Source organism: Allomuricauda sp. NFXS6 (genome assembly GCF_040148835.1).
Taxonomy (GTDB): Bacteria; Bacteroidota; Bacteroidia; order Flavobacteriales; family Flavobacteriaceae; genus Flagellimonas.
In genome coordinates, this window is sequence record NZ_JAGEMG010000014.1 from 44,584 (window position 1) to 63,239 (window position 18,656).

19 protein-coding genes and 1 tRNA gene are annotated in these 18,656 nt (G+C 40.9%); 10 read left to right on the top strand and 10 right to left on the bottom strand.

What is annotated here, in order from left to right:
• Nucleotides 1-75 precede the first annotated feature (75 nt).
• Nucleotides 76-828 (bottom strand): anti-sigma factor domain-containing protein, encoded by a 753-nt coding sequence (locus J4E06_RS16775; protein WP_349525153.1) that lies wholly within the window; start codon nucleotides 826-828, stop codon nucleotides 76-78.
• A complete protein-coding gene (locus J4E06_RS16780) occupies nucleotides 825-1,388 on the bottom strand; it encodes an RNA polymerase sigma factor (protein WP_349525154.1) in 564 nt (187 codons plus the stop codon). Before J4E06_RS16780 ends, J4E06_RS16775 begins: the two co-directional genes overlap by 4 nt.
• A 119-nt stretch (nucleotides 1,389-1,507) precedes the next feature.
• Between J4E06_RS16780 and J4E06_RS16785 the strand changes: the two genes are divergently transcribed.
• Complete coding sequence (locus tag J4E06_RS16785) at nucleotides 1,508-2,026, top strand: fasciclin domain-containing protein (protein ID WP_349525155.1); 519 nt, start codon at nucleotides 1,508-1,510, stop codon at nucleotides 2,024-2,026.
• 71 nt (nucleotides 2,027-2,097) lie between these two features.
• On the opposite strand, the gene J4E06_RS16790 is transcribed toward J4E06_RS16785, so the two are convergent.
• Genes J4E06_RS16790 through J4E06_RS16800 form a run of 3 tightly spaced genes read right to left on the bottom strand, consistent with a single transcriptional unit; the run spans nucleotide 2,098 to nucleotide 3,951 of the window.
• Nucleotides 2,098-3,225, bottom strand: a complete 1,128-nt coding sequence (locus J4E06_RS16790) for a serine hydrolase (RefSeq protein ID WP_349525156.1) — start codon at nucleotides 3,223-3,225, stop codon at nucleotides 2,098-2,100.
• 10 nt (nucleotides 3,226-3,235) lie between these two features.
• Nucleotides 3,236-3,493 carry a hypothetical protein gene (locus J4E06_RS16795; RefSeq protein ID WP_349525157.1) on the bottom strand — a complete coding sequence of 86 codons (258 nt, stop codon included), beginning with the start codon at nucleotides 3,491-3,493 and terminating at the stop codon, nucleotides 3,236-3,238.
• A gap of 5 nt (nucleotides 3,494-3,498) precedes the next feature.
• Complete coding sequence (locus J4E06_RS16800) at nucleotides 3,499-3,951, bottom strand: SRPBCC family protein (RefSeq protein ID WP_349525158.1); 453 nt, start codon at nucleotides 3,949-3,951, stop codon at nucleotides 3,499-3,501.
• A gap of 117 nt (nucleotides 3,952-4,068) precedes the next feature.
• Here J4E06_RS16800 and J4E06_RS16805 point away from each other — a divergent pair, with 117 nt between their 5' ends.
• The 6 genes from J4E06_RS16805 (at nucleotide 4,069) to J4E06_RS16830 (ending at nucleotide 11,034) form a co-directional block, all read left to right on the top strand.
• Complete coding sequence (locus tag J4E06_RS16805) at nucleotides 4,069-4,950, top strand: peptidyl-prolyl cis-trans isomerase (RefSeq protein ID WP_349525159.1); 882 nt, start codon at nucleotides 4,069-4,071, stop codon at nucleotides 4,948-4,950.
• Nucleotides 4,934-6,334 carry a peptidylprolyl isomerase gene (locus J4E06_RS16810; protein ID WP_349525160.1) on the top strand — a complete coding sequence of 467 codons (1,401 nt, stop codon included), beginning with the start codon at nucleotides 4,934-4,936 and terminating at the stop codon, nucleotides 6,332-6,334. The genes J4E06_RS16805 and J4E06_RS16810 overlap by 17 nt, the downstream gene beginning before the upstream one ends.
• A gap of 4 nt (nucleotides 6,335-6,338) precedes the next feature.
• On the top strand, nucleotides 6,339-7,292 hold the full coding sequence (locus J4E06_RS16815; protein ID WP_349525161.1) for an AAA family ATPase: 954 nt from the start codon (nucleotides 6,339-6,341) through the stop codon (nucleotides 7,290-7,292).
• A gap of 105 nt (nucleotides 7,293-7,397) precedes the next feature.
• Nucleotides 7,398-9,665, top strand: a complete 2,268-nt coding sequence (locus tag J4E06_RS16820; RefSeq protein WP_349525162.1) for an aconitate hydratase — start codon at nucleotides 7,398-7,400, stop codon at nucleotides 9,663-9,665.
• A 245-nt stretch (nucleotides 9,666-9,910) separates the two neighbouring features.
• Entirely contained in the window at nucleotides 9,911-10,471 is a 561-nt protein-coding gene (locus J4E06_RS16825; protein ID WP_349525163.1) for a TlpA family protein disulfide reductase, read from the top strand.
• Nucleotides 10,468-11,034 carry a TlpA family protein disulfide reductase gene (locus J4E06_RS16830; protein WP_349525164.1) on the top strand — a complete coding sequence of 189 codons (567 nt, stop codon included), beginning with the start codon at nucleotides 10,468-10,470 and terminating at the stop codon, nucleotides 11,032-11,034. The genes J4E06_RS16825 and J4E06_RS16830 overlap by 4 nt, the downstream gene beginning before the upstream one ends.
• Before the next feature lies 1 nt (nucleotide 11,035).
• Here the strand turns inward: J4E06_RS16830 and J4E06_RS16835 are convergent, their stop codons facing one another.
• The 5 genes from J4E06_RS16835 to J4E06_RS16855 all read right to left on the bottom strand — a co-directional run bounded on the left by J4E06_RS16835 (nucleotide 11,036) and on the right by J4E06_RS16855 (nucleotide 14,947).
• Entirely contained in the window at nucleotides 11,036-11,488 is a 453-nt protein-coding gene (locus J4E06_RS16835) for a sterol desaturase family protein (protein WP_349525165.1), read from the bottom strand.
• The gene (locus J4E06_RS16840) at nucleotides 11,485-12,327 is read right to left on the bottom strand and encodes a phytoene/squalene synthase family protein (protein WP_349525166.1); all 843 of its coding nucleotides are present in this window, start codon (nucleotides 12,325-12,327) and stop codon (nucleotides 11,485-11,487) included. The genes J4E06_RS16835 and J4E06_RS16840 overlap by 4 nt, the downstream gene beginning before the upstream one ends.
• Entirely contained in the window at nucleotides 12,324-13,784 is a 1,461-nt protein-coding gene (gene crtID, locus J4E06_RS16845; protein WP_349525167.1) for a bifunctional phytoene desaturase/3,4-desaturase, read from the bottom strand. The genes J4E06_RS16840 and crtID overlap by 4 nt, the downstream gene beginning before the upstream one ends.
• Nucleotides 13,785-13,791: 7 nt before the next feature.
• Nucleotides 13,792-14,691: a MerR family transcriptional regulator gene (locus tag J4E06_RS16850; RefSeq protein WP_349525168.1), complete on the bottom strand. Its 900-nt coding sequence runs from the start codon at nucleotides 14,689-14,691 to the stop codon at nucleotides 13,792-13,794.
• A gap of 172 nt (nucleotides 14,692-14,863) precedes the next feature.
• Nucleotides 14,864-14,947 (bottom strand) — tRNA-Leu (locus J4E06_RS16855).
• 212 nt (nucleotides 14,948-15,159) lie between these two features.
• Here J4E06_RS16855 and J4E06_RS16860 point away from each other — a divergent pair.
• The 3 genes from J4E06_RS16860 (at nucleotide 15,160) to J4E06_RS16870 (ending at nucleotide 18,653) form a co-directional block, all read left to right on the top strand.
• The gene (locus J4E06_RS16860) at nucleotides 15,160-16,413 is read left to right on the top strand and encodes a mechanosensitive ion channel family protein (protein WP_349525169.1); all 1,254 of its coding nucleotides are present in this window, start codon (nucleotides 15,160-15,162) and stop codon (nucleotides 16,411-16,413) included.
• Nucleotides 16,414-16,905: 492 nt separating this feature from the next.
• On the top strand, nucleotides 16,906-17,484 hold the full coding sequence (locus J4E06_RS16865) for a flavin reductase (RefSeq protein WP_349525170.1): 579 nt from the start codon (nucleotides 16,906-16,908) through the stop codon (nucleotides 17,482-17,484).
• Entirely contained in the window at nucleotides 17,481-18,653 is a 1,173-nt protein-coding gene (locus tag J4E06_RS16870; RefSeq protein WP_349525171.1) for a M20 family metallopeptidase, read from the top strand. Before J4E06_RS16865 ends, J4E06_RS16870 begins: the two co-directional genes overlap by 4 nt.
• The last annotated feature ends 3 nt before the right edge of the window (nucleotides 18,654-18,656 follow it).

Consider the following 18,656-nt stretch of genomic DNA (forward strand, 5'->3'; position numbering starts at 1 on the left):
TTCTAGTCCGTGAGGTGGGATGTTGCCGTTAAAGAATTTGATTCTCCAAGGCGATGTCCCATTTCTGCTTTTGGCTTAGATGATAACATTGGAAACAAGTTCCTCGACCGTAGGGTGCTCGCTCCCACCGACAGGTTCTATGGTCAGGTTCAGCGATTCGGCATTTTTGATATATTTTAAAGAAATCAATGCTTTATCGGTGGGTACAATGCCCATATTAATCATTTCCCCATTTACATCGCTCCACATTTGATATGTTTTGTCCTCGGGCAATTTGGGCAACCCTTTAGGGTTGACAAATACCAGCTGACTTTTATGGTTGATGTAGGCTACGGCCTTCCCGTTGGGTGCTTTTTGGTTTCCATAGAGTACCAAAGGAACCACATCGGGATTATTGATGTTCTCCAAACGATTGGAGGTGAGTCTGAACTCTGATTCTAGTTCGTCCACCTGTTGCTGCAATTGGCTGGTTTGCAATTGAAGTGTGTTCAGGTTGCTTTCGGCATTTTGCCATTGCACATATAACCAAAAGGTACTCAGACCAAAAATCAATGCAAAGCCTGCTGCGATTGATAGGGGAACCCAGTTTCTTGTGGATTGCGTTTTACCCATGGTATTCTTCAAACGTGTTTTTACGGCAATGGGCGGAGTTATGGCCTGTTCCATACCCAATCTTTCAAAATCTGCCTCCAACGCATCAAAATGCTCCTTGAGCGATTCATCTTGCTCAAGGGCTTCTTCCACAGCGGTGGTCAATTCTTCCGAAAGCTCTCCGGTCAGATAAAGCTCTAGAAGTCCTTCTTCCAATATCTTTTTCTTTTCCATCATGCCATTAATTCTAAAACGACCCAAATATAAAGCAACTTATCAGTGTACGTTTCGCGTAATTGTTTTAGTGCTTGCCTAATGTAGGACTTAAAGGTGCCCAGCGGAACTCCCATAGCCTTGTGCGCCTCTTTATGGGTATAACCACTATAATATACCAATGCAATAGCTTTTTGGTGATGAGGTTCCAAGGATTTTATGGAGCCTTTCAGTTCTGTATAATCAGGAGCCTCCTCATTAGCCTCTTTAGTATCATATACACTTAAATCATCCGTTTGGATGAGCTTGTCCTTGGTGCGCAGGGAATTTAAGGTTGTGTTGCGTGCTATGCGATAGGCCCAAGTGTAAAATCTCCCTTTGGACGCATCGTAACCTTCGATATTCTTCCAAATTTTCACAAAAGTTTCCTGGAGGAGGTCTTCTGCTTTGGTTTTGTCGCGGCACATACGGAGAATCACCCCAAACAGGGCCCCTGAATATTTATCGTATAACTGGTAGAGGGCAGTATCATCACCCGTTCTTAAACGCCCAATTACCTCATGGTCTTCAAAACTGTTCTTCATTGCTAGTGTTAAAGATATGATAAAAAACTTCGGTCTTCATCCATTTGCCCAAACCGTGTGTAAATAATAATAGAAAGCGCTTTAAAAACAATAATCATTAAACATTTAAATCAGAAAAAATGAAAAAATTAATCTTTGCTTTAGCCACTTGTGCTTTATTATTTTCAACCCAATACACCAGTGCCCAAAAATCCCAGGACATTGTGGATATCGCCGTTTCGGTAGATGACTTCTCAACTTTGGTCACTGCTTTAAAAGCCGCAGATTTGGTAGGCGCCTTGAAAGGGGATGGGCCTTTTACGGTATTTGCACCTGTAAATTCCGGGTTTGCCAAAATTGATTCTGAAACCTTGAACGCACTATTACAACCAGAAAACAAGGAAAAACTAGCGGCTATCTTAACCTATCACGTGGTGTCGGGCAAATTAATGGCTACCGACGTAGCAACTGCATTGACCCAAGGAAATGGAAAAGCAGAACTTACAACCTTGAACGGTGGGAAATTAACTGCTATGAAAAAGGACGACGGTATTTATTTAAAAGATACCAAGGGAAATTGGAGTAAAATTTCCAAAACAGATGTCGTTGCCTCCAATGGAGTAATCCATATTATCGAGGACGTTGTAATGCCCAACTAATTGAGCGTTGTTCGTTTTGATGTTGAAAAGCACCGCTTTGCGGTGCTTTTTTAATTTGGGTACAATTCTTTTCAACGCCTTAGTTCAATTTCATAAAGCTCTCTTCCCAATTGTGCTAAAAAGGGGATGCCGATTTCCTCGTATTCATAGGTGTTGTCATTGAAAATATGGTTGTCGTTCACCAAAATAGTAGCAGTAAGCATAAATTCCACGTTGTTTTTGGTGTCCTGGATATAGGCGCAATCCGTAAGGGTTCCATAGGCATATCCTACCTTATTGTATATTTTGATGTGTTCCGGCATAGGTTCCGTGTTGTCTCCGAACATAAAAAATTTCACATAACTGTCGTAGAACTCGTTCTCATCATACCCAATATCCGATGGAAGCGTATGCATGGCGGTCAACAAATAGTCACGTTGATGATCACTGATGTTAAAACGTTGTTCCTTGGGAAAGGCTTCTGGAAAAATAATACGCTTCAATAAAGCGTTTTGGGCGGTGATGGGGTAATAATTCTTTAAACTGAAATTAAAAGGCCCTTCTTGGTAGTTTTCATCGGCAATAAATCCTTTGCCTTTCTGTATTCCATTTAAATCAAGTGGTTTGATGGGAGAGTTTATAATAGGCTGGCTTAAGGAAATCGTGGAATCGTTGAGGTAGAAAACAAGAGGTTTTGTGGTAACGTCGTCTGCATTGTCGGTGGATAATCTGTGGGCGATACGTATGGGTGAAACACCACGTTCTTGCATTCTTTTGTTCAAGTCATCCTGACCCAAAAACTCTATCAAACGATTGTTGGCCGCATTGTCGGATACGGCAAAGATTTCTGAAATGGCCTTGCCAAAGGTTGTTTTTACGGAATCGCCTTCCACAAAAAAGGGTGTGTTTATGGAAAGTGAATCAATGGCATTGAGTTTTTCCAAAGCTGCTACTGCAGCAGGAAATTTTACGGTACTGGCAGGGTAGAAATAGTTGTTTTCATCTACTTGGAAATCGTAATCCGTGAAAATGATACTATCGTTCCTTCTATCAATTTGAGTGTATCGGATTTGAATCTCGTGTTCTTCAAGATTTTCCATCACGTTTTTAATCTTCGGGTTTTGCGAAGACAAAACTTTTTCCAAAGGTTCCGCAGGAGTATTTTCCGAGCAAGATGCAGCTAAAACCAATAGACCGATAAGAGCAAACCTTTGCCACATCGGTACAAACTTAAATTTCTTGGTTGTACACCTGTCCCCTGTGAGGTTTTAGGATGTCACGCACCTCTTTCAATTCAAATTCGGCAACTACCAGATAGGCAATGCTGTGTGTAGGGCTAAAATGATCTACGCCCCCAAGGTCGTATTTTAATTCCTCCACTTCCACAAATTCTTTTAAATGTTTTAGGTAGTGTTTGGCAGTATGTGCCGCGTTTGGTCCCCTAAAATCCCAAATAATCTTGATTTTTCTATCCAAAAGTTTCTCCATGGTATTTATGAGTTAAGTACAGATTCACCCTTTTCGGCAAATGCCTTGAAGTCCTGCATGTATTTCAAGGATTGTTTTTTAAATGCGCCAGGCATTAAAAGGCCCATGAGTTTCATGGTAAATCCCGAAAATTGGAATTCCGATTCGGATACCCAACGGGTTTTGTCCCCTTCAGCTTTAAAAAAGTTTTTTTGAATGTTGTGCACACCTTTGGTATCGTAGGTCATGTGCAGTTCTTCGGGGAGGTTTTTTTTGATGATGGTCTCGACCATATCCATTTTACGTTTTCCCATTTCATAGCTAAGGCTCATTCGCGAGCCTTCTTCTCCTGGGGTGGTGGACAATTGTTCATACCCGATAAGACCTTTTTGCCAATGCTTCATATTTTCGGCATTGTCCATTTTTTTGATGAATTCCTCCCTAGGCACATCAACAACAATTTCCGTAGTGTACTTCATGTTTGGATTGGTTTTGCACTAATGTAGCAATTTCTTCGCATCTAATTTCAACTAAAAAATCTGTTAATGAAATTAGAACCTTCTTGTAGGGCATTTTGTAATTGTTATTTTTGCGAAATGCTTAAGCACCAAAAAAATACGCTTTTCCCTCTTTGCATTTTGGCTTCGGTCCTGTTTGTTTCGTGCGAGGGATTGTTCAACAAGGTTGAGGAAAAGGAACCATTGGCAAGGGTGGACGATACTTTTTTGTACAAAGAGGACATTGCCTCCCTGATCAGGGATGATATGACAGCGGAGGACAGCACCGTTTTTGTTGCCAATTACATCAACAATTGGGCATCGAAGCAATTGCTGTTGTCCAAATCAAAAATAAATCTGCCCGAAGAAAAGTTGGAGGAGTTTGACCGTTTGGTGTCGGACTACCGTGCAGACCTATATACAAGGGCCTACATCGAGGCTTTGGTGAATCAATCCCAAGATACTGCCGTTACCAAAAACCAGCTCCAGGAATTTTACGAGCGTGAAAAAGAGAACTTCAAACTCAACGAAAAATTGGTGCAGCTGAGATTTGTGGGCATGTCCCAACAGTTTTTGGATAGGGATGGCGTGGAGACCAGAATCAAAAACTGGGACGATTCGGACAGAAGATACCTGGATTCCATAGCGGTACAGTTCAAAAAAATACATTTTAAAGATTCCCTTTGGGTAAGTGCATCGAGAGTGATAGAGGAAATTCCCCCTTTAACACAGGCAAATGAAGAAACCCACTTAAAAAAATCACAATTTTTTGAGTTACAAGACTCGTTAGAAGTATATTTGGGCTGGGTGACCAATGTGTTGGAAGTCAATGAAACAGCACCTTTTGATTATGTGGAGCCGGATATTCGGCAATTGATTTTGAACAGACGACGTTTGAACTACGTAAAAAGACTGGAAACCGAAATTATAGATGAAGCTATTAAGAAGAACGAATTTGAGGTTTATGATAAAGAAAATTAAAGTGCTGTTCATGGCATTTTTTGCGATGCTGGGAACGGTACAGGCACAGGAAGCAGATCAAGCAATGAGTGTTAACGACTCCACCAGCAACACCAAAAAAGTAAAGCTCGATGGTATTGCCGCGGTAGTGGGTGATTATGTGATCTTGGAATCGGATATAGACAAAACGTTGATCGATCTTCAAAACCAAGGCGCATCTACCGAGGATGTAACCCGTTGCGGCCTTTTGGGCAAGTTAATGGAGGACAGATTGTATGCACACCAAGCGGTGCAGGATAGTTTGTTGGTTTCCGACGATATGGTGAACGCCCAAAGTGACAGACAGATCCAGCAATTGACGCAGCAAATCGGTAGTGTGGAAAAGATGCTCAGTTATTATAAAAAGCCCGATATGGAAAGTTTCCGTGAAGAGCTTTTTGAAATCAACAAGTTGCGCATGCTATCCGAAAAAATGCAGGGAAAGATCGTGGAAGAAATTGAGGTGACCCCAGAAGAGGTTCGTCAGTTCTTTTATAGAATCCCTGAGGATGAAAGACCTGTTTTTGGTGCGGAACTGGAAATCGCGCAGATTGTAAAGCAGCCCGAAGCCCCGGAAGAGGAAAAGCAAAAGGTAATCAACCAGTTAAAGGAAATTCGCCAAGATGTATTGGAGAACGATGCGAGTTTTAATGTTAAAGCCATTTTGTACTCGCAAGATCCAGGTTCAAAATCCAAAGGCGGATTCTATAGTATGACCAAAGAAACCCCCTTTGTAAAGGAATTTAAGGATGTGGCCTTTAGCCTCAGGGAGGGCGAGATTTCTGAGCCATTCGAAACCAGTTTTGGATATCATATCATTTATATTGAAAAAATCAGGGGTCAGGAATTGGATTTACGCCATATACTAATGATTCCAGAAATTCCTCAAAGTGCCATTGATAAAGCGACCCAAGAACTGGATACCATCCGTAAGCACGTTTTGGATGGAAAATATACCTTCGCCGAAGCAGCAATGAACTTCTCCGATGAAAAGGAGACCAAATTTGACGGTGGATTGCTTCGTAACCCCATAAATTTCGATTCCCGTTTTGAGTTGACCAAAATGGATCCTACGCTTTATAATCAAGTAAGGAATCTCAAGGATGGTGAGATATCCCGACCTATTCGAGAAGATGATCAAAGAGGTGGACCTCCCAAGTTCAAAATCATGAAAATTTCCAATCGGTACGATGAGCATGAAGCTGATTTCGCCAAGGACTATATGAAAATCCAAGAATTAGCGCTAAGAGAAAAGCAGTTCAAAGCCATAAAAGAATGGATGGAGGAACATATTGATGACACCTATATCCATGTAGATTCAGAAAGTAGAGGCTGCGATTTTGCAAACAACTGGGTAAAGGAATAATTGTATGTCGGATGTAGTTGCTGTAGAAAACCTTGTTAAAAAACACCAAGAACTAAAAAAAGAGATTGCCAAGGTCATTATAGGCCAAGAAACGGTGATCGATCAAATACTACTATCCATATACACAGGGGGGCATTCCCTATTGATCGGTGTGCCGGGTTTGGCAAAAACCTTAATGGTCAATACCATTGCGCAAACTTTGGGATTGGATTTTAAAAGAATCCAGTTTACCCCCGATTTAATGCCCAGCGATATTTTGGGAAGCGAGGTGCTGGATCAAAACCGCAATTTTAAATTCATCATGGGGCCGGTTTTCGGCAATATCATATTGGCGGATGAAATCAACAGAACACCCCCAAAAACACAAGCCGCTTTGCTGGAAGCCATGCAGGAAAGAGCGGTGACCATTGCAGGAAAGCAACACAAATTAAAGCGTCCTTATTTTGTATTGGCCACCCAAAACCCGATTGAACAAGAAGGAACCTATCCTTTGCCGGAAGCACAATTGGATCGTTTTATGTTTGCCATAGAACTAAAATACCCGTCCATAGAAGAAGAAATCCAAGTGGTGAAATCCACCACAACCGATGATGAGGTGCAGATAAACACACTCTTCAATGCCGATGAAATCATCGAAGTGCAACATTTAATCAGAAGAATACCTGTACCGGACAATGTTGTGGATTATGCGGTTAGGTTGGTGAACAAAACAAGACCAGGGCAAGAAGGAGCATCCGATTACGTAAAAAACTATATTGATTGGGGGGCTGGACCAAGGGCATCCCAAAACTTGATTTTGGCCGCAAAGGCGCACGCCGCGGTACACGGAAAGTTCTCTCCTGACATAGAGGATGTCAAAGCGGTTTCCTTGGGAATACTTCGCCACAGGATATTAAAAAACTACAAAGCTGAGGCAGAAGGCATCAATGAAGAAAAAATTATCACGGAATTATTGTAGAAAATAAGAAAGCTAACACTTATTTAGTGCGATTCTAATTCCAAATTACTTTACGATTTAGTAAATTTACCGAATTACGAAAATCTTAAAAAACTCAATTGTATAATGGCATTTGATATAGACATGATTAAGGGTGTCTACGCTTCCATAGGGGAACGCGTGGAAAAAGCCCGTGAACTGGTAGGTAAGCCACTAACACTTTCCGAAAAAATCTTATACTCTCACTTGTGGGACGGTAAAACAGAAAAAGCATACGTAAGAGGCAAGGATTACGTGGATTTTGCTCCGGACAGGATAGCCTGTCAAGATGCAACGGCACAGATGGCTTTGCTACAGTTTATGCAGGCCGGAAAAGATAAAGTGGCCGTGCCAACAACAGTTCACTGTGATCACTTGATTCAAGCCAAGGACGGTGCCGCATCCGATCTAAAGCACGCCAATGAGACCAGTAAAGAGGTTTTTGACTTCTTGGGCTCCGTATCAAATAAATACGGGATTGGGTTTTGGAAGCCGGGTGCCGGTATTATTCACCAAGTTGTCTTGGAAAATTATGCCTTCCCTGGAGGAATGATGATAGGAACGGATTCCCACACCGTAAACGCAGGTGGATTGGGAATGGTGGCCATTGGTGTTGGTGGAGCAGATGCTGTGGATGTAATGGCGGGAATGGCTTGGGAACTTAAATTCCCAAAGCTAATCGGTGTTAAGTTGACCGGTAAACTATCCGGTTGGACGGCCCCAAAAGATGTTATTTTAAAAGTGGCCGAAATTCTTACCGTAAAAGGAGGAACCGGAGCCATTGTTGAATATTTTGGCCCAGGAGCCACTTCCATGTCATGTACCGGTAAAGGAACCATCTGTAACATGGGGGCTGAAATAGGAGCGACCACGTCAACCTTTGGTTATGACGAATCTATGGAGAGATACCTTAGGGCAACAGATAGGTCTGATGTTGCTGATGAAGCCAACAAAGTAAGAGAGCATTTGACCGCCGACCCGGAAGTGTACGCCAACCCAGAGCAATATTTTGATCAAGTGATCGAAATCAACTTGTCGGAACTAAAGCCTTTGTTGAACGGTCCTTTTACCCCTGATTTGGCTACGGAAGTAGGGACAATGAGAGAAAAAGCCGAGAAAAACGATTGGCCTTTGGCTGTGGAGTGGGGATTGATAGGTTCCTGTACCAACTCTTCCTATGAAGATTTGTCGAGAGCATCGTCCATTGCACAACAAGCTTTGGACAAAAAATTGAAGACAAAAGCTGAATTTGGTATCAACCCAGGTTCCGAGCAAGTAAGATATACCACGGAACGTGATGGAATCTTGGAGATATTCGAAAAATTGGACGCTACGATCTTTACCAACGCCTGCGGACCATGTATAGGTCAATGGGCACGTTATAAAGACCCGAAGAACGCTCCAAAAAATAGTATTGTTCATTCCTTTAACCGAAACTTCGCCAAGCGAGCCGATGGTAATCCGAACACACATGCGTTCGTAGCTTCGCCAGAAATGACCGCTGCAATCGCAATTGCTGGCCGTTTGGACTTTAACCCTTTGACGGATAAATTGATCAACGAAGATGGCGAGGAAGTAATGTTGGACGAGCCAACAGGATGGGAACTGCCACCAAAAGGCTTTGAAGTTAAAGAGAACGGATACGAAGACCCACTTGAGGATGGTACCGGAGTAGAGGTGAAGGTAGCTGCGGACTCTGAGCGTTTGCAATTATTGGAGCCTTTTGTGCCTATCAAAGCAAGTGACCTTCAAGGTATGAAATTGTTGATCAAAGCCTTTGGTAAGTGTACGACCGACCACATTTCCATGGCCGGGCCATGGTTGCGTTTTAGAGGACATTTGGACAATATTGCCAATAATACCTTGATCGGTGCTGTAAATGCATTCAACCAAAAGACCAACTTTGTAAAAAACCAGTTGACCGGTGAATACGGAGGTGTTCCTGATACGCAACGTGAGTACAAGAAAGAAGGTATTATGACAGTTGTTGTGGGAGACCACAATTACGGTGAAGGTTCATCTAGAGAGCATGCGGCCATGCAGCCAAGACACTTGGGTGTTGCCGTTGTACTAGTAAAATCTTTTGCAAGGATTCACGAGACCAACCTGAAAAAACAAGGGATGTTGGCGCTGACTTTCGAAAATGAGGATGATTACGATTTGATTCAGGAAGACGATACGTTCAACATTGTGGATGCAGCAGAGTTTGCTCCGGACAAACCTTTGACCCTTGAAGTGGTGCATACCGATGGAAGTAAGGATACCATCATTACAAACCATTCTTACAACGATGCACAGATCAAGTGGTTCAATGAAGGTTCGGCCTTGAACTTGATCAAGAAACAGAATGCTTAATTGTATTTAAAATAATCAGTAAAAAACTCCTGATGTTGTTTAAGATGTCAGGAGTTTTTAATTTTTGATATTGATTGTCTGTATAAAATGAGTAATAATTGTGTGTTTGGTGTCATGCTGAACTTGTTTCAGCATCTCATCCTACTAAATTTAAGTATGTTTATGTGACCCTGAAACGAGTTCAGGGTGACGTTGTCAGCATTATCGCAAATAATAGACATTCATCTTTCGATAAATAATTTTCAATGAAGATTAGTAAAAAGACCATTCTCAATGTAGTATTGATTCTTTTTATACTATCATTTTTTGTGACCCCGATAGGGTACTACGGTAAAATTTGGTTGAACAGGGCCTTTGCGTTTTCTCCCGAAATCATCGAAAAAGGAGAGCAACAAAAAATCACGGATTATGATTGGAAACTTAAAGACGAAGAATGGAACTTTTTCAATTTTGAAGAATCTAAGGGCAATGTAATTTTTATCAACCTTTGGGCTTCCTGGCGCTTGCCCTCGGAAGCAGAGCTTGCAAGTATTCAGGAATTGTACGACAAATATAAAGGCAAGGTCGATTTCTATATCATAACCAATGAGGAACAGGAACCTGTTAAAGCCTTTATCGCAGAACATGAGTTTACATTTCCGGTTACATATTTGATTATAGGTGAAAAAATGCCCATAGAAACAGCTAAGGTGCCCTCTTCCTATTTGATTGATAAATCCGGTAACATTGTCGTTCACGAAGAAGGCATTTCAGATTGGAGCACCAACAAAGTTTATAAGCTTTTAGATCGGTTAATAGCAGAATGAAGATAACCAAGGAACAAATCAGTAACCTTATATGGATAGTGGCCATTATCCTAATAGTGTTTACCCCCGTGGGTTTTTATCCTAGGGTGTGGGTCAATAAGATTGTGGCCACAGTAATTAGTCCAAGTACCGTTGATGAGGACGAACAAACCACTTTAAAAAATTACAACTGGAACCTTGTTGATCTAGAAGGTAAACAAACCAATCTTCAATCCAAAAAAGGTGAAGTGGTGTTGATCAATGTATGGGCTACCTGGTGTCCGCCATGTGTTGCCGAGCTCCCCGGATTTATTGAATTGTACTCGGATTATAAGGATAAAGTCACCTTTGCCTTCGTTGCCAATGATGAAAAAGAAAAAGTACGGGCATTTCTAAAGAAAAAAGGATATGAACTACCGGTTTACTTCCAAGCTTCGGGCATGCCCCAAGAACTCGAGAGCCGTAGTATTCCGGTAACTTACATTTTGGATAAGAAAGGTAACATTGTAGTGGACAAAACAGGTGCTGCCAATTGGAATTCCGACAAAACCCGTAGCCTGTTGGACGAGCTTATTTCCCAATAGCTTATTTCTTCTTAAAATATTTAAAGGGAACCACCAACATCCCAAAACACTCTCCATCTTCCTTGCCCAAATGTTTGTGATGGATTTTATGTGCCCTGCGAACACCTCGAGCGTACCAATTATTGGCATTCCTAAATATTTTGAAGCGTTGGTGAATAAAGATGTCATGTACCGTAAAATAAGCAATCCCATAAGCCAATATGCCAAATCCTAACGGCCACCCATACCAAAAAGAAGTATAGCTGCCCAGGTAAAATAGCGCCATACTCACAACAGCATAGAAAATAAAGAAAGCATCGTTTCGCTCAAACCACGAATCATGATCTTTTTTGTGGTGATCTTTATGCAGACTCCACAGAAAACCGTGCATCACATATTTATGGGTAAACCACGCCATAAATTCCATAAAGCAAAAGGTTGCTAAAAATATCAATATCCAAAGTGCTACTTTCATTGTACCAATTGTAGTTTATAATTTACATATGATTGTGCCAAAAGCCCGAATTTTTGATAATTGGGGACACGAATTCTAGTATTTTTGATTTCCAAAGGAGGTGTTCCTTGAAGTTTTTGAAGCAATTTTTTGTAATACTTATAGGCCGTATAGACTCCAAACTTAGCTTGCTCCGGCAACTTAACAATACCAGAATACCCGAGAGCGAAATCTGCCTTTATTTCTTTAACGATACGTTTTTTGGACGCTTCGTCAAGTTCCATCAGATTTGTATTGGGGAAATAGGTTCTGTTCAAATGTTCGTAATCTGCTTTTAAATCGCGTAAAAAGTTAACTTTCTGAAAAGCGGAACCCAAAGCCATTGCGGATTCTTTCAACTCCTCATATTTTTCTTTGTCTCCTTGAACAAATACACATAGGCACATCAGTCCAACAACGTCGGCGGAGCCATAGATGTACTCCCGGTATTCATCAAAAGTCTCATAATTTTTCTTGGTAAGGTCCATCCGCATACTTTTCATAAAGGACTCTACCAAATGGTGTGGAATATCATATTTGTGATACGTATGTTGAAATGAATTCAAAATAGGGTTTAGGCTGATTTTGTCGTCAATGGCCTGTTCCATATCCTTCTCAAAAGCATCGAACAGTTGATTCTTGTCGTAATCGTGAAAAGTATCCACAATTTCGTCTGCAAAACGGACAAAACCGTAAATATTGTATATATCGGAGCGGATGGACGGCGCCAGCATCTTGGTGGCCAGCGAAAAAGAGGTGCTGTAGGATTGAGTTACGACCTTGCTGCAAGTATAAGATACATCGTCAAAAATAGTTTTCATCTTTTAACTTCTTTAATAATTAAATCAGCCACCAGTTTACCGGAAATCAGGGAAGGTGGAACCCCTGGGCCGGGTACGGTCAGCTGACCGGTAAAGAACAAGCTTTTTACCTTGCTACTTTTGAGGTTAGGTCGCAAAAAAGCGGTCTGGCGCAACGTGTTTGCCAAGCCATAGGCATTTCCTTTATAGGAATTGTACTGCTCCACAAAATCGTTTACACAGAAACTTTCCTTAAAAATTACTGAATTTTTTACAGTTTGTCCAGTTAAATTTTCAAATCGGTCCATGACAATATCAAAATATTGGTCACGGAGCTGTTGTGTATCTTCCAATCCGGGGGCAATGGGCACCAAGAAAAAACCTGTTTCTTTGCCTTCTGGGGCCATCGAAGTATCGGTTACCGATGGAAAGTTGGCGTAGAACAACGGATTGCTGGGCCATTGCGGATTGTCATAGATTTCTTCGGCGTGTTTTTCAAAATCCGTATCAAAGAACAAATTGTGGTGTTCGATATTATTTAATTTCTTGTCAAAACCGATGTAAAATAGCAAGGAAGATGGGGCATAGGTTTTCTTATCCCAATATTCTTCGGAGTATTGCCTATATTTTTTATCGAGCAATGTTTCGGAGTGATGGTAATCCGCACCGCTCACCACATAGTCCCCGAGATGATTTTTTCCTTTGCTTCTTATGCCCAATACTTCTCCGTCCGAAACCAAAATATGGGTTGCTGGGCTATTGGTGTGTATGGTGACACCCAATTCTTCGGCCACCCCTTTCATTGCTTTGATGATTTCGTACATACCGCCTTTGGGATGCCATGTCCCCAAGCCAAAGTCGGCAAAATTCATAAAATTATAGAAAGATGGTGTATTGCTGGGTTTGGCTCCCAAAAAAAGCACGGGGAATTCCAATGTGGATACCAACTTGGGATTCTTGAAACGTTTGCGTACTTGCTGACTTATGGTTTTGAAGAATTGGTCCACTTTGAGTACGGTTTCCTTGGTGACAAGCTCCAAAGGGGAGAGCCCGGGTCGCAATACCACTTTATTGATGGCAATATTGTAATTCTCTTGGGCTTCGCTTATAAATTGCTTTAGGTGTTCGCTGCTGCCTGATTCGATTCGTTCGAATTCCAGACAAATTTTATCCATACAATCACCTATGGTGATAACATCGTCCTCGAAAAAAATTTTATATGCGGGGTTTAGTTTGTCCAAGAGGTAATAGTCGGAAGTTTTTTTATCGAAATCGGCAAAAAACTTGTCAAAAATATCGGGCATCCAATACCAGCTTGGGCCAATATCAAAAGTAAACCCTTCTTTTTTTAATTGTCTTGCCCTACCGCCAACGGTATCATTTTTTTCGAACATTTCCACCTCAAAGCCTGCCTTGGCCAAATAACAGGAAGCGGAAAGCGATGAAAAACCGGAACCAATAACAATAACTTTTTTCATTTGGGATTTAAAGCGAATCTATCAGTTGGTTAATGGATTTAAATAGTTTGATGGGACCGTGAGAAATCTCGTCGTCAAGTTCTTGTATTTGATGCCCCATAACATAAAGCTCGGATTGAGGTGATTTATTCAATAACTCGTTGAACCTTACAAAATAATCATCAAGGTCATCTTTGGTGGGAGCAACCGTAAAATAGGAGACAAATCTAATGTTATGATAATATTTTAGAAGGTCTTCAAGGCTTTCCACAGGCATTGTTTGTCCCAGATAAATGGTTTTATAACCGTGCAATGCCAGTTGGTAATTGACGTATAAAAGACCTAGTTCGTGAATTTCATTTTCCGGCAAGAAAAGCACGTAGACCTTATCGTTTTTTGTAGGTGCATCAAATTGAAGCTTTTCGGTATGGATATATATTTTTTGTTTGATCAAGTTGGAAATAAAATGCTCGTGGGCCGGGCTTATGGTATTGGTTTGCCACAATAACCCGAGCTCGCTCAAAAGGGGTAAAAACACCTCGTTGAAGATTTGGGTGAACGATTTCTCTTCCATAAGCTCATTATAGGTCTTAAGAAAGAGGGATTGGTCAAAGTTGAGCATTGCCAGTTTTAGTGAATTGAGTGCATGGCTCTTTTCGCTTTTCTCCGAGATTATCTCGTTGACCAATGCTGGTATTTTTGCATCCCCTAATTTGGCGATCTTGGAAATTTTATACCCATTATTATATAACAGCGTAACGTTCAATAGTTTTTGCAGGCTTTCTAGATTGTACGTACGAATATTCGTGTCCGTTCGTTCAGGACTGAACAAATTATATCTTTTTTCCCAAATTCGAATGGTATGGGCCTTTATACCAGAAAGGTTCTCCATATCTCGAATACTAAAAGAAGTTTTTACGTTGTTCATCTTTTCAATTTAAACGTTAAACAAATTTACGATTAAATCAATGGCATCCTAGCTTTTTATGGTAAAATTTGGATTCTTTCCTGATAATGTCAGCTTTTTGGGAAAAGGATTGAGGAATCTTCACGGGGTGTTTAAAACAAAAAAACCGCAATCTCTTGCGGTTTTTCCTTTGTGCCCACGACTGGAGTCGAACCAGCACGTCCTTTCGAACACTACCCCCTCAAGGTAGCGTGTCTACCAATTCCACCACGTGGGCCTTTGGAATTTTTAGGTGTGCAAATATAATTTTTTTGGACAAAAGGACAGGGTTTTCACTGCTTTTTATACTTCATATTATGTCTTTGATTCCTACTGATAAATCTGCATCAAGCCGAACAACAATAGCTCATCAAATAAAATGATGATATACATCTATTGGAAGGTGGAATAGAAGCTGTAATTTTGTGCATATTTCTATCGATGGAAACTATGGACAAGAACTTGGGTCGTTTACTTTACAACTATTTGTTGGAAACAGGCATGGGCGAAGACTTGGCAGCATACATTAACCTGTTTGTATTGTTGATCGTTGTTTTGATACTTGTTCTGTTTTTGGATATCCTTATTTGGAAAATCTTGAGATGGCTTTCGGTTAGATTGGCCCGTAAATCCAAGAACAATTTTGATAATTTTTTGGTGGCCCATCGCGTTCCACGATATGTTGCTCATATAGTACCGTTAACTATTTTGTTGGAGTTCGTGCCCGTGGCTTTTGCAGATTTTGACTATGCCGAGGGTATAGCAATGAAAACACTGAAAATCCTATTTGTCCTTTTGACATTGATCATTTTTAGAAAGTCTTTTCAAAGCCTCAACGGATATCTGAAAACACTTGCAAAATTTAGGGATAAACCAATTAACAGTTATGTTCAGGTATTCATGATTTTTGCATGGATCATTGGTATACTCACCATTTTTGCCATTGTTACCGATACCACGGTCTGGAAATTTTTTACTGCCCTGGGAGCCGCATCGGCGGTGGTTCTGTTGATATTCAAAGATTCTATTTTGGGTTTTGTGGCCAGTATACAGGTCACCATCAACGATATGGTACGGATCGGGGATTGGATTTCTTTTGAAAAATATGGAGCTGATGGGGATGTGGTAGAAATAAGTTTGGCTACGGTGAAAGTCCAGAATTTTGATAAGACCACCACCACAATACCCACCTATGCACTGATTTCCGATTCGTTTAAAAATTGGCGCAGTATGCAGGACTCTGGGGGCAGAAGAATCAAACGGTCGTTGATCATCAGGCAAAAAAGTATTCGGTTTTTAACAGAAGAGGAAATCGAAAAACTCAAAAAAATTCAGTTGGTGGAAGCTTATATCGGAACTAGAAATGAGCAAATTAGAACTTATAACAAAGAGAACAACATCAACAAGGAATTATTGGTGAACGGAAGAAACTTGACCAATTTTGGGGTGTTCCGAAAATATGTGACCAATTATCTGGAAAGCCATTCAGCGATCAATAAGGACATGACCTTGATGGTTCGACAATTACAGCCCACTTCGCAAGGGATACCTTTAGAAGTATATGCTTTTAGTTCTGATAAAAGATGGGAAAACTACGAATATGTCATGGCGGATATTTTTGATCATTTGCTCGCTGCCCTGCCTTATTTTTCATTGGAGATTTATGAACTACCTGTTTCATTGGACCATATACATAACCCATAAGGGCAACCCCATTAAAAATTCATTGAATTTTTTTGAGCTCGGAACAAATTTGAAGTTCAGTTTACATTTTTTCTGAATCCCAGATGTTTTTCCACCCAACCCACCTCAAAGTGTCTTCCCATCTATTACTGTACACGTGCATATTGGATTCATATTGGTTTATTCAAGATTGTCCAATGCCTCGGATGAAGACTCTTTAAAAATGATATTCTCTGCTGTCCTTACACCAACAGTTAACTTAATTGAAATGCAAACGCACTAATGGATTAAATTAAATCTGGCTTACACTACTTTCCTTGGAAATAGCTTAAGTCATGCAACTTTACCTTGGTCAACACCACTAAATCTTGTCACAACATTATAGAACCACTTGCTTTTTTAAAGGAATGTTCCTGATTTAGGTCATAGGAAACCCTAATATGTGACCGTATTTTTAAAAAAAGCAAAAGTTATTGCCTTATGGATGCTATTCGGGTTAAAAACTATGTTTCCTTGAATACAGAAATCCCAATATGGGACAGGATATTTACAGTTGCTCCTTTGATTGTAGTCGGAACCAAAGAACAGGAAGGTTATGACCTTGCTCCAAAACATATGGCCACCCCTCTTGGGTTCGGTAACTATTTTGGCTTTGTGTGCACCCCGAGGCATGGAACATATCAAAATGTAAAAAAGACCGGGGAGTTTACGGTTAGCTTTCCTAAACCAGATCAAGTAACGGCCACTGCATTGAGTGCTTCGCCCAGAACGGAAGCAATGGCCAAATCACAGCAAATTGTGGAATCCTTGCCATTGATCAAAGCAGCTTCCATGGATGCACCTTTGATAAAGGATGCTTATTTATACTTGGAATGTGAATTGTTCAAGATTATTGATGGTTTTGGTGAGAATAGCATCATAACTGGAAAAATAAAAGAGGCCTATGTGCACAATGACTATCTGAGGGTTTCAGAAAAGGACGAGCAAGAACAATTAAACAATAATCCCTTGTTGGCATATATTTCAAACGGTCGTTTTGCCAAAATCAAAGAAACTTACAATTTTCCTTTTCCAAAAGATTTTAAAAGATGACTTCCAAGGAAACACATATTGCCGACGGCATCTTGAATCAACTTAAGTCAAGGGAGAAGGAAATGTTGGATTTTTTGGGTAGGCTCGTTTCGTTTGAATCTCCTTCCCGTAATCCTAATTCCCAAGTTGAAATTTTAAAATTTATTGCAGAAGAGTTGAAGAAACTGGGCTTTTTCACACTGTATGTACCAGGAAAAGAAACAGGTGGTTTTTTGTATGCGCGACCTTTAAACAGGGATAAAAGCAAAGCTTCACAATTAATGATTGGCCATTGCGATACTGTTTGGGCATTGGATACGCTTAAAAAAATGCCATTGACAAAAGATGGTCAAACCATGCATGGCCCTGGAATTTATGATATGAAAGCGGGGCTTACCCAAATTATCTTTGCCTTGAAGGCCATTGATACATTGAATTTGACCTTGCCCTTAACTCCGGTGATTCTGATTAATTCCGATGAGGAAATTGGAAGCAAGGAATCCAGAAGTGCCATTGAGCGGTTGGCCAAGGTTTGTGAACGCGCCTATATTATGGAGCCTCCTTTGGGTTTGACAGGTAAACTGAAAACGGCCAGAAAAGGCCTTGGACGATTCACGATTACCATAAAAGGTAAAGCTGCCCATGCGGGATTGGACCCCCAAAAGGGAGCCAGTGCTATTGTGGAACTTTCCCATCAGGTACAGCAGTTATATGCCATGAACGATTTTGATAAGGGTATTACGGTCAATGTGGGGATGATTGAAGGTGGTGTCTCGCCCAATGTGATTGCACCCGAAAGCAAAGCAGTAGTGGATGTCCGTGTGTTGAACAAAAAAGATGGAGATAGGATTACGGAACAAATACTTTCCCTCAAACCTACCTTGCCAGAGGTTGAAGTACATGTAGAAGGAGGAATAGGAAGACCTCCGATGGAGCATACAGAAGGTAATCGTATGCTATGGAAATTGGCAAAGGCCAAAGGAAACCTTTTAGGCTTGGACTTGGAAGAAGCTACTGCCGGTGGAGGGTCGGATGGCAATACCACAAGTTTGTACACTGCCACCTTGGATGGATTGGGTACCACGGGGGATGGGGCCCATGCCCAACACGAACACATTGTATTGGAGGAGTTTCCGGTTAGGACAGCACTACTGGCTCTTCTTTTGCTAGCTGAAGCAGGAAACAACTAAACT

Excerpts from the sequence above, each read along its gene's own strand:
- J4E06_RS16835 (WP_349525165.1), bottom strand. The coding sequence starts at position 11,488 with ATGAAAGTAGCACTTTGGATATTGATATTTTTAGCAACCTTTTGCTTT.
- J4E06_RS16820 (WP_349525162.1), top strand. The coding sequence starts at position 7,398 with ATGGCATTTGATATAGACATGATTAAGGGTGTCTACGCTTCCATAGGG.
- crtID (WP_349525167.1), bottom strand. The coding sequence starts at position 13,784 with ATGAAAAAAGTTATTGTTATTGGTTCCGGTTTTTCATCGCTTTCCGCT.
- J4E06_RS16785 (WP_349525155.1), top strand. The coding sequence starts at position 1,508 with ATGAAAAAATTAATCTTTGCTTTAGCCACTTGTGCTTTATTATTTTCA.
- J4E06_RS16830 (WP_349525164.1), top strand. The coding sequence starts at position 10,468 with ATGAAGATAACCAAGGAACAAATCAGTAACCTTATATGGATAGTGGCC.
- J4E06_RS16780 (WP_349525154.1), bottom strand. The coding sequence starts at position 1,388 with ATGAAGAACAGTTTTGAAGACCATGAGGTAATTGGGCGTTTAAGAACG.
- J4E06_RS16840 (WP_349525166.1), bottom strand. The coding sequence starts at position 12,327 with ATGAAAACTATTTTTGACGATGTATCTTATACTTGCAGCAAGGTCGTA.
- J4E06_RS16790 (WP_349525156.1), bottom strand. The coding sequence starts at position 3,225 with ATGTGGCAAAGGTTTGCTCTTATCGGTCTATTGGTTTTAGCTGCATCT.
- J4E06_RS16810 (WP_349525160.1), top strand. The coding sequence starts at position 4,934 with ATGATAAAGAAAATTAAAGTGCTGTTCATGGCATTTTTTGCGATGCTG.
- J4E06_RS16870 (WP_349525171.1), top strand. The coding sequence starts at position 17,481 with ATGACTTCCAAGGAAACACATATTGCCGACGGCATCTTGAATCAACTT.
- J4E06_RS16800 (WP_349525158.1), bottom strand. The coding sequence starts at position 3,951 with ATGAAGTACACTACGGAAATTGTTGTTGATGTGCCTAGGGAGGAATTC.
- J4E06_RS16860 (WP_349525169.1), top strand. The coding sequence starts at position 15,160 with ATGGACAAGAACTTGGGTCGTTTACTTTACAACTATTTGTTGGAAACA.
- J4E06_RS16795 (WP_349525157.1), bottom strand. The coding sequence starts at position 3,493 with ATGGAGAAACTTTTGGATAGAAAAATCAAGATTATTTGGGATTTTAGG.
- J4E06_RS16850 (WP_349525168.1), bottom strand. The coding sequence starts at position 14,691 with ATGAACAACGTAAAAACTTCTTTTAGTATTCGAGATATGGAGAACCTT.
- J4E06_RS16815 (WP_349525161.1), top strand. The coding sequence starts at position 6,339 with ATGTCGGATGTAGTTGCTGTAGAAAACCTTGTTAAAAAACACCAAGAA.
- J4E06_RS16805 (WP_349525159.1), top strand. The coding sequence starts at position 4,069 with ATGCTTAAGCACCAAAAAAATACGCTTTTCCCTCTTTGCATTTTGGCT.
- J4E06_RS16825 (WP_349525163.1), top strand. The coding sequence starts at position 9,911 with ATGAAGATTAGTAAAAAGACCATTCTCAATGTAGTATTGATTCTTTTT.
- J4E06_RS16775 (WP_349525153.1), bottom strand. The coding sequence starts at position 828 with ATGATGGAAAAGAAAAAGATATTGGAAGAAGGACTTCTAGAGCTTTAT.